Raw genomic sequence first — 10,761 nt, 5'->3', positions numbered from 1 at the left:
ATTGCATCCCGACCAAACAATGTTCGCGCCGCATTGTTTGAATGTTTCCACAAGTACTGCGGTTTCTTTTGTTACGTGCAAACATCCAGCAATCGTATAACCTTTGAACGGTTTTGTTTTTGAAAATGTGTTGCGAATGTTCATCAAAACGGGCATGCGTGATTCTGCCCATTCAATTTTTTTTCTTCCTTCCGATGCAAGTTTAATATCGGCGACTTTGAATGTTTTTGTTTGTGTCATTAAGTAGTTGAGTATGTGAGTAGTTTAGTATGTAGTATGTTTTAAAATTTTTTGGGTGAACTTTTCATTCTGAATGAAGTGAAGAATCTACTACGAGATATATTCATTGAACGTTCTTACTCGTGTTGTTCTTTTTTTCTTGTATGTATTCCAAACCTTTGTCAATGCTTTTTAGAAATTCTTCTTTATAGATTTCTTTCGGGTCTATGTATTCAAAGAGTAATTCAGAAAAAGTATAATACGCATTTAGAAGTTGAATTGTTTGCTTTTTAGTTAATGTCTTTTTTGTTTTCATATTGATGTCTTTAGAAAAAATTGTATCACTTAATTGTTATTCCAAATTTCATCATCAATTTTATTATCCCAAAATTTCAAACTTGTTTCTGAACTATGAATTAAACACGCAAGCAAATCTTCTTTTTCTAAATCGGGATAATCGTTGAGAATTTCTTCATTTGTCATTCCCGATGTAAGAAGTTCAAGCATATTTTCTACGGGATAACGCATTCCACGAATTGTTGGTTTGCCGTGACAAATGTCAGGAACGATTGTAATGCGTTGTAATAAAGTTGAATTCATAAAATATTATTTATAACGCCTTCTTCAATTCCTTCACATAATCCAATTTTTCCCAAGGAAACATTTCTCTTCCGAAATGTCCATACGCGGCAGTGTCGCGGTATTTCCATCCTTTGGGTTTTGTAAGACTGAATCTGTCAATAATTGCGGCGGGACGTAAATCAAAAACCGTTTCAACCTTCGATTGAAGTTGTGCATCAGAAATTCCATTCATCCCCGTTCCGTGTGTTTCCACGCGAATCGAAGTCGGTCGCGCAATTCCAATTGCATAGGAAACTTGCACGGTGCATTTTTCTGCAAGTCCGGCGCCGACAACATTTTTCGCAATATGTCGAGCAGCATACGCGGCGCTTCTGTCAACTTTCGATGGGTCTTTTCCGGAAAATGCGCCACCACCGTGAGGAGCCGCGCCACCATACGTATCAACAATAATTTTTCTTCCCGTTAAACCCGTATCTCCGTGTGGTCCGCCGATTACAAATTTTCCCGTGGGATTGACGTGAAGAATAAGTTTATTATCAAGCAACGATTTCGGAATAACATTCGGAATCACATATTGACGAACATCATCAGCAATTTTTTTCTGCATTCGTTCATCGCTATCAAATTCATCGTGCTGTGTGGAAACGACAATTGTATTCACACGCAAAACTTTGTTTCCATCGTATTCCAAACTCACCTGGCTCTTTGCATCGGGACGAAGATACTTCATCACTTTTCCTTCGCGGCGAATATCGGCAAGTTTTTTTACAAGTTGATGCGCAAACATAATCGCTGCGGGCATGAGTTCCGGAGTTTCTCTACACGCATAACCGAACATCATTCCTTGGTCGCCCGCGCCGATGTTTTCATATTTGTCTTTCGATTTTTGTTTTTTATCCACACCGCGATTGATATCGGCAGATTGCGAATGAATTGCCGAAAGTATGCCGCACGAATTTGCTTCGAACATATATTCGCCTTTTGTGTAGCCAATATCTTTAATAACGCCGCGAACTAAATCGGGAATTTCGACATACGCATTTGTTCGCACTTCACCGCCAACAACTACTTGTCCCGTTGTTACAAACGTTTCGCACGCAACACGCGAAGTAGAATCTTGTTCAAGAATTGCATCGAGAACTGAATCGGAAATTTGGTCAGCGACTTTATCGGGATGTCCTTCGCTGACGGATTCTGAGGTAAAAGTATATTTCATTTATGATTGAGTTTGAAAATAAACGTCATCCCGAACTTGTTACGGGATCTTTCCAGATGCTGAGACGAGTTCAGCATGACGAAGTTGTTTGTGTTAATTAAAATCTACTTCAGAAGAATCGCCAAGGTTGATACGCTTATATCCGCCTTTGATAACTGCATTGTTTCCGATTATAGAATTATCAAGCATCTCGCGTTCTACTTTTGCATCTTCGCTGATAATGGAATTGCGGATAATGGATTCTTCTATTTTCACGCCATCGGCAATTGTGGTGTACGGACCGATGATTGAATTGGTAATTTTTGCTTTCGGGGAAATGGAAACTGGTGGAATAATCAAATTCCCTTCTAGCGTTGTTGCAATTCCGTAACGACGCAACAAGTAACGATTTGTCGAAAGCAGTGTTTCCGGTTTTCCGCAATCGTACCAACCTTCAACATTGAATGCTGTCATCTTCTCTCCTTTTTGCACCATCAATTGCAAACTATCGGTGAGTTGATATTCACCTTTCGTTTTTATATCAAGCGAAATAAGTTCTTCGATGCACTCAATTAACAAAAGCGGATGCTTAATAAAATAAAGACCGACTATTGCATTGTTACTCATAGGAACTTCCGGTTTTTCTATCATCGAAGAAATAAATCCATCATTCATTTCAACAACGCCAAATCTTCGCGGGTCATCAACACGTTTCACTCCGATTGAAGAATAATTTCCGTGAATGACGTCGGATAAGTTTACATCATAAATTGTATCGCCGAGAATGATGAGTATTGGTTCATCCCGAAATGTATGTCGCGAAATATAAATTGAATGTGCTAATCCCTTTCGTTCGTGCTGTTCAATGTATGTAACATCAAGCGAATAATTAGCATCAACAAATTCACGGACTTTCTCTCCCATATCACCGATAATAATTGACGCCTCAGTAAAACCATCACTTATTATTTTATCTAAGATATGACCAAGTATCGGTTTCCCAGCGACATTGAGTAAAACTTTAGGAAGCGTATATGTGTGTGGTCGAAGACGGCTGCCAACACCAGCGACAGGAATAACTGCTCGCATCAATATATATGTGAGATGTAAGTTTGAAAATTTTGGAGAAAAAAACGGGTAAAAGTTACAAAAAAGACACAATCTAAAATCGAATCACGCCTCGATTTTTTTCTTTAAGTATCTTTGAAGTATGAACATCACAACTTTCCGGCAAATATTTTTCGTTAAAAACTTCTTCATAGACTTCCGGGCAAAACTCCAAAGCAAGTTTTTTTGTCTCTGTACATATTTCTTTTTTTACAATTCCATCTGGCATCTGAAAATAGGCAAGTGGCAAATTTATTTCGCTGTCTTCATACACGTATTGAGCAAATCTCCCAAAAATAGGCGCCGCGGCTCTTCCTCCTTGTCCATCTGAGGAAATAAAATGAACTGCTTTGTTGTCAAATCCTACCCAAACACCAACAGTTAATTGCGGTGTAAATCCCATAAACCACGCATCGGCATATTCTTGTGTTGTTCCCGTTTTTCCCGCGCACGGACGATGAAAGAAATTTCTTACGCGTGTTCCTGTTCCTCCATTAACAGCATCTTCCATCATTGTTGTTAAAATATACGCCGTTTGTTTGCCTAATACTTCGTGCAACTTCGGTTTATTTTCTTCAATAATGTTTCCATCTTTGTCAACAATTTTTAAAATCGAAAACGGTTCCGCATAAATTCCTTCGTTTGCAAACACATTAAACGCTGAGGTAATTTCAAGCGGATGCACTTCTCCAGTTCCAAGCGCAAGCGATGGATACGGCGGAAGTTCTTCATTGATTCCCATGCGATGCGCGTAATCAATGACTTGATTTACCGGTGCCAATTCAATAATTGCTCTGATTGCAACAAGATTAATTGACCATTTAATTCCTTCACGCAATGTTGTTAATCCACCGAATGTTCCGTCAAAGTTTGCCGGTGTCCATCGCGTCCCATCGGGATTATCGAGTGAAATCGGTTGATTTTGAATTTCAAAACTTGGCGGATAACCATTATCAATTGCAACAGTATACACGAATGGCTTAAATATAGAACCCGCTTGTCGCTTAATTTGTGTTACATGATTCAATCCATATTTAAATGTTTTAAAATCTGAACCGCCAATCATTGCGCGTATTTCTCCCGTCTTCGCATCGAGTGCAACAAATCCCACTTCAATCGTTTGATTCATTTTTTTGACAGAGTCAATAAAACGCCTGTCATTTTTCAATTTTTTCAGAATGTTATTTTTCTGCTCTTTGGAAGCAAGACGGTATTCTTCTTTTTCTTTCGCCGATTTATCCAACGCTCTCAGCAAAATACCTTTTTGTTTTGACCATTGCCAAGATGAATTGAACTTTGTTTGATATTCTGTTAAATGTTCTTCAACAGAACGATTCGCGTGCCGCTGCATTCTGCTGTCAATCGTTGTATAAATTGAAAGTCCGTCTCGATAAATATCAAAACCATATTGCTTCGCTTTTTCTGAAAGTTGCTGACGAACGGATTCGACAAAATGCGGAGCGATTCCAACAGGTGAATTATCTTCAAACGAGCGAACTCGTAATTCCGATACTTTCAATTCTTCAAACAATGAATCGGAAATAACTTCATCTTCATTCATTTCATTCAAAACAATATCACGCCGAGCAAGCAATCGTTCGGGATGATTATACGGGTCATAAAATGCAGGACCTTTTAATAATGCAATGAGAATTGCACACTCGTCAACGGATAAATCCTGTATTTTTTTCCTGAAAAAAACCTGAGCCGCCGCAGAAACACCATAGCCGCTTCTTCCAAAATATGCAACGTTCAAATACATTTCAAGAATTTCATCTTTTGTGTACGTACGCTCGATTTGAATCGCCGTTATCGCTTCGCGCAATTTTCTTGTTATCGAAACTTCCCGATTCAGATATAAATTTCTTGCGAGTTGCTGAGTAATTGTGCTTGCGCCTTCTCGTGCCAAACTGAATCGCAATACATTTTTAACAACCGCTTTCAAGATTCGCATTACGTCCAATCCCCAATGGTTGTAAAAATTTTTGTCTTCTGTTGCAACTAAACCTTGTACGAATGTTGGTGGAATTTGTGCCAACGTAACATACGTACGATTTTTGATAAAAAACTGGTCGAGTATTTCTCCATCAATCGAATATACTTTCGTTGCAAGTTCCGGTTTGGGATTTTCCAATTCTTCCAGTGATGGCAATCCAGAAATCAAAAATTGCCAATACCAAATGCTGAAAGCAGTAACACACACACACACAACGATGGAAAACAAAAGGATGTTGCGCTTAGTGAATATTTTTTTTATTGCTATCATCATTAAAATGCATCACCCCATTTTTTCAATTCGAACAATCCGTTTTCAAATTCACCGTAGGTAAAGTGCGTCATCCAATCGCCTAAATTCACGTATAATTTTTTTTCAAGTTCAATTTTTTTCGGCAAATGACAATGTCCCATTACAACTATTTCAATTCCTTCGGAAAATTTTTTTTGTGCAAATTGAAACATACTGTCTTGTTCACCGTAATTTTTCTGAGAAGTATAATTTCTACTTTTGTGAGATGACAATGTTGCAAGTGTTATTCCTAAATCAGGGTGAATAATATTTTTATAAAGTGAAATAGTCAATGGATTTCGTAAAATTTTTTTTAAGATTCTATAACCGATATCATTCATCGCAAGTCCATCACCGTGATGAAAATAAAATCGCATTCCATCAATGGATTTCTCAAACGGTTCCCGGTACATTTTTACACCAAGTTCTTTTTCAAAATAATCTTCGTTCCAAAAATCATGATTGCCGAGAAGATAATGGATAGTAATATTACAACGAATTACGTCTTCTAACTTCGTTAAGATGCGATGATGCCCTTTTGGAATTACACGCTTGTATTCAAACCACACATCGAACAAATCCCCTAGGATAAAAAGTTCATTGCCTTCTCTCGAAACATAGTCAAGAAAAGAACAGAGCAATTGTTGCTTCACTTGCTCTTCTTGTCTTTTTCCTAAACCGAGGTGAACATCGGAAATAAAAAACGCTCGTGCCATACGTAATTTATTGTGCAATCTCCAGCGATACTTCGAATGGTTGTACAAAACGATTGCACCATCCTTCGTCTTCGGAACAAAACATATAAATGAATGTTCCTCTGATAATATGTTTTCCTTTCAACGCATTGGTTTTTACCAAAAATTCTTGACGATATGGTTTTTTCGTGTTGACAAATGTCGTGTCTTTTACTAATACGATTTCCACTGAATCGGTAATTTCAACAGGAGCAGAAGTATCAACGATTGTTTCAAACGGTGCCATTGCGTTGACGTGAATGCCTTTTTTCAATGTCTTGAACTTTACCTGAAAAAATCCCCTCTCCCCTTTCTTTAAGGTTTTTTTGTTCAAGGAAAATTCTGTTGTAACAAATGTATTGACTTTTGGTTTCAAGTGAACATTTTTTTGTTTTTCTATTTGCGAAAAAAGATTGTTAGAAAAAAAACATATCAAAAACAACTGAATGATAATGTTAGTCATAATAAATTCCTTTTTTATTTTACGTTTATTTCGCTCAACAAACTATTCATTCCAGCAAATTTATCAAGCACCCACAACACATAACGAATATCCACTGCAATGGAACGGCTGTACGATTCACTCCACGCATAATCGTTAATCGTTGCATCAAATGTTCTGTCAAAATTCACTCCAACAAGTTCGCCGCGTTCATTCATTAATGGACTTCCGGAATTGCCTCCGCTTGTATCTAAATTGTACAGCAACGCAACGGGAACGTCATCAAGTTTTTTATGTTTGTATGTTCCAAAATTTTTTTCCGAATATAAATCGAGTAATTTTTGCGGAGCAGAATACCATTCTTCACCAGAACTGTTTTTTTCAACAATCCCTTTCATTGTTGTTATCGGCGATGTATACAACGCATCCGCAGGAGTATATCCTTTTATTTTTCCAAACGTTAGGCGCAACGTACTGTTTGCGTCGGGAATAAAATCTGTTTGTAAAAATTCTTTTTTTACATCAACCAACTGTGCAAAAAGTTTATTCAACGCACCTTCGCGACGCTGCCGTGTTTCTTTCAATTCCTTAAACGTTGGATACAAATCCATTGCAAATACGTATAGAGGTTCGTTCATCAGTTCTGAGCGAATTGTTGTATCCGAAAATGCAGTTATAACGAATTTCCCATCATCAAGTTTTGTTTTCTGAAACGCGCGTTCGATAAAATGCTCTATCGCTTCCTTCGTATTTCCATTGTTGACTATCCTATCAATAGCAGAAATACGAACATCAACGGGAAGTTTTGCTGCGTTCGTGATAAATTCTTTCAAAAATATTTTATCTGTTTCTGAATAATAATTTTGTACGTTCAAAATAAGCGATTCTGTTGTTCGCTTTAGGTTTCGTTCCATAAATTGCGATTCACGTTCGATATCCGTCTTTTGCAATTCGATGCTTGCTTCGTATAATGTGTATGCAGTATTCAGTAATGTTGAACTTAGTCGCAAATAATCCAGCAACAATTCTTTATCGGCATTGGCGCGTATTTCATCATAGATTTTTCCGATATCCCTAAGCAATGTTCCGTACAATCGCTTTCGCTGTTCATCGGAGTTAATAAATTGCTGGAGTTGTTCTTCCTCGTTCTTTTTCTTTTCGACAAGACGAAGACGTTTTAAACCTTTCAACTTTCCTCGGTAATTTTTTTCGACATTAGCAAGCGATTTTATTCGCGCATCGTGCTTGATTGCAATTTCTCGGTTATCTTTGCCAAGATTTTCCATCGTTTCAATTTCCCATTGATATAACTCCGCAACAAATTTCAAACGTATATCTTCTTCAAACGAAAGATAATGCGACGTGCGATGACGAAACGTTCTCCCAGGATAACCAAGGATAAATACGTTATCGCTTTCTTCGACACCTTGGCGATTCACGACGAGATATTTTCGTGGATGATAGGGAACATTTTTTTCAGAATACTCTCCCGGAGAACCATCGGGAGCAACGTACGCGCGAAGAAAGGAAAAATCTCCCGTGTGTCGTGGCCAAATCCAATTATCTTCCTCTCCTCCAAATTCACCGATGGAACGCGGGGGAACATAAACTAATCGAACATCTTTCAGATATGTATAAATGAACAACATGTAATTTTTTCCGGAAAACATTTCCGACACTTCTGCGCGTTTTCCTTCATTCTTTTTTTCCGTTTCAGCAACGATTTCTTTCATTTTCTTTTCAACGGCTTTTGAACGCGAAGCAAAATCCATTGTATCATTCACAACAGATAAAATTTCACTCGAAACATCACGATACGATTCTGTAATCCGAACCGTTAATCCTTTCGCTTGCAATTCTTCCGATTTGTTTTTGGCAATAAATCCGTCTGTTACATAATCATTTTTCTCAGAACTTATCGCTTGAACTGAACCGAACGCGCAATGATGATTCGTAATTATCAATCCTTCAGAAGAAATAAACGAACCCGTGCATCCGCCAACATTGACTATTGCATCAATGATTCCAACGCCATTGGGATTGTATATATCCTCGGGTGAAATTTTCAATCCTTTTGATTTCAAATTCAGTTGTCGAATTTCACTGAGTGGATACATTCCTTCGTCTGCATACGAAAATTTTGGCAACGCAAGAATGAATGCAATAATGAAGATAGGTTTATAATATTGTGCCATTGAGGTTATGAAATTAAAGTGAGAAATTTGTTGAAAAGATTCTTTTATGCATTTCAAAACGCCTTCCTACAAAAGAAGACAACCCATTTTGCTTTGTTTTACCAGCATTGCAATTGTTTTCTCAATGTGTGTTACCCGTGTTTCTGGTTTCTTCCCTTCGTTCACATACTCGAGATAAGCACGTTTATGAGAAGCAGATAATTTTTCAAAATATAAGTTTGCAGTTTTATCTTTTTTCAATGCTTGTTGAAAATCGTTTGGTATTTCTACCGATGTAGTTTTCTTTTTGGAAATCATTCGCATAAACAATGTATACAATGGAAAATTTTTTCGTGCAAATATACGAGAAGAAAATCTCTTGAAGTACGTTGCGATTCAAACGAATTTCTCCAATAAACTATCGCTTTCCTTGCACAAATTCTTCCGCAAGTTTCACATCTTCATCACTGCCAATGAAAAGAGGAACGCGTTGATGCAGCGCTTTTGGCTCCACCTCCAACACGCGCTGAAATCCAGTGCTCCCTTTCCCTCCCGCGTGTTCTACGAGCATGGACATCGGATTTCCCTCATACATCAAACGCAACTTTCCTTCAGGATTTTTTTGGTCTCCAGGATAACAGAATATTCCACCGTACAATAATGTTCGGTGAAAATCGCCAACGAGTGTGCCGATATATCGTAGCGAGTACGGACGTTGTGTCGCTTTATCTTCTTGCTTCAAATATTCAATGTAGCGTTTCATTCTATCGTCCCACTTTGCATAATTGCCTTCATTGATGCTGTAAATTTTTCCTTTTTTTGGAATAGTAATATTTTCGTGTGAAAGTAAAAATTCACCAACGGTCGGGTCAAGTGTAAATCCGTGAACGCCGTTTCCCGTTGTATACACGAACATTGTACTTGTTCCGTAAATAACATATCCCGCAGCGACTTGATAAATTCCTTTTTGTAAACAATCTTCACGCGTGCCATTTCCACTTGGCGAAACGCGTTTGAAAATACTGAAAATAGAACCGAGCGTAATGTTCGCATCAATATTGGAAGAGCCATCGAGCGGATCAAATAGTAAAACATATTTTCCTTTTTTGTAGTTATCGGGAATTTGCAAAATGTCTTCGTTCTCTTCCGACGCCATTACGCAAAGATGCCCGCCATGGTCCATCGCTTTGTAAATAGTTTCGTCTGCGTACTCATCGAGTTTTTTCACTTCATCACCGCTTGCATTAGTTGTTCCTGATGCGCCAAGGATATTGACGAGTCCTGCTTTACTCACTTCACGCCACACAAGTTTTGCCGCGAGCGATAAATCGTGAAGTATTGCAGAAAATTCTCCCGATGCAGTTGGATGTTGCGCTTCTTGTTCATTGATGAAGCGTTCGAGTGTGATAAATTTTTTCATAATGACTTTTAAAATAATTCTATAAAAAATTTTGCGGAAAAAATTAGAAAATGATTGTGAAAGAAACAAGTGAGGAATAAATTTTTATTGCTATTGTTCTCCTTTCTCTTGTGTTCTATTGTACTTATTACTTGAATCTGATTTTTAAAAAAACCTTTGAAAAGAAAATATTTTCCTCTTAAAATTTAATTCGAAATTTTGTAATTTTTTCCTGCTTTTACAAAAAATAATGCGAAACAATGTTCCGTTGCAATATAATTTGACGAAATAATTTTTAGCCACGAATTTCACGAATTAGCACTAATATATATTTGTGTCAATTCGTGTAATTAGTGGCAGAAAGAAATGAAAACTAAAACTTAGTGAACCTTTGTGTTCTCCGTGTCTTTGTGATAAAAAATTAAACCACAAAGAAACAAAGGCACTGAGAAACACAAAGAAAATGATTTTGAAGAATTGAGTTATGAAACAATGAGCACTACTTTCCCCCACGAATCCGCGCAACTTCACGTTTCCGGTGAAGCGCAATATATTGATGATAAACTTGTCAATGAGTTATTGCTTGTTGGTCGCGTTGTGTATTCGCCGCACGCGTATGCAA

Annotated in this window: 11 protein-coding genes; all 11 read right to left on the bottom strand. The window is 37.6% G+C overall.

Translation table 11 applies throughout. The features are described from left to right. Positions 1–240, bottom strand: a 240-nt coding sequence (locus FJ218_09740; protein MBM4167181.1) for an adenosylhomocysteinase, incomplete at its 3' end; no start/stop codon positions are given. A gap of 103 nt (positions 241–343) precedes the next feature. Then, complete coding sequence (locus FJ218_09735) at positions 344–535, bottom strand: hypothetical protein (GenBank protein ID MBM4167180.1); 192 nt, start codon at positions 533–535, stop codon at positions 344–346. A gap of 29 nt (positions 536–564) precedes the next feature. After that, a complete protein-coding gene (locus FJ218_09730; GenBank protein MBM4167179.1) occupies positions 565–819 on the bottom strand; it encodes a DUF433 domain-containing protein in 255 nt (84 codons plus the stop codon). Positions 820–829: 10 nt separating this feature from the next. After that, complete coding sequence (locus FJ218_09725) at positions 830–2,017, bottom strand: methionine adenosyltransferase (GenBank protein ID MBM4167178.1); 1,188 nt, start codon at positions 2,015–2,017, stop codon at positions 830–832. A gap of 93 nt (positions 2,018–2,110) precedes the next feature. Then, positions 2,111–3,085 carry a nucleotidyl transferase gene (locus FJ218_09720; protein ID MBM4167177.1) on the bottom strand — a complete coding sequence of 325 codons (975 nt, stop codon included), beginning with the start codon at positions 3,083–3,085 and terminating at the stop codon, positions 2,111–2,113. A 73-nt stretch (positions 3,086–3,158) separates the two neighbouring features. Continuing rightward, positions 3,159–5,372: a PBP1A family penicillin-binding protein gene (locus FJ218_09715; protein MBM4167176.1), complete on the bottom strand. Its 2,214-nt coding sequence runs from the start codon at positions 5,370–5,372 to the stop codon at positions 3,159–3,161. Further along, positions 5,372–6,106, bottom strand: coding sequence for a UDP-2,3-diacylglucosamine diphosphatase (locus FJ218_09710; GenBank protein ID MBM4167175.1), 735 nt, complete (start codon positions 6,104–6,106; stop codon positions 5,372–5,374). The genes FJ218_09715 and FJ218_09710 overlap by 1 nt, the downstream gene beginning before the upstream one ends. Before the next feature lie 7 nt (positions 6,107–6,113). Beyond that, on the bottom strand, positions 6,114–6,398 hold the full coding sequence (locus FJ218_09705) for a hypothetical protein (GenBank protein MBM4167174.1): 285 nt from the start codon (positions 6,396–6,398) through the stop codon (positions 6,114–6,116). 203 nt (positions 6,399–6,601) lie between these two features. Next, positions 6,602–8,761, bottom strand: coding sequence for a S46 family peptidase (locus FJ218_09700; protein ID MBM4167173.1), 2,160 nt, complete (start codon positions 8,759–8,761; stop codon positions 6,602–6,604). Positions 8,762–8,827: 66 nt separating this feature from the next. Continuing rightward, entirely contained in the window at positions 8,828–9,079 is a 252-nt protein-coding gene (locus tag FJ218_09695) for a YdeI/OmpD-associated family protein (protein ID MBM4167172.1), read from the bottom strand. A gap of 79 nt (positions 9,080–9,158) precedes the next feature. Next, positions 9,159–10,160, bottom strand: coding sequence for a class 1 fructose-bisphosphatase (locus tag FJ218_09690; GenBank protein ID MBM4167171.1), 1,002 nt, complete (start codon positions 10,158–10,160; stop codon positions 9,159–9,161). Between the last annotated feature and the right edge of the window lie 601 nt (positions 10,161–10,761).

The sequence above is a fragment of the Ignavibacteria bacterium genome (assembly GCA_016873775.1).
GTDB lineage: Bacteria > Bacteroidota > Ignavibacteria > UBA10030 > F1-140-MAGs086 > JAGXRH01.
This window is presented reverse-complemented; position numbering and strand designations above follow the sequence as displayed.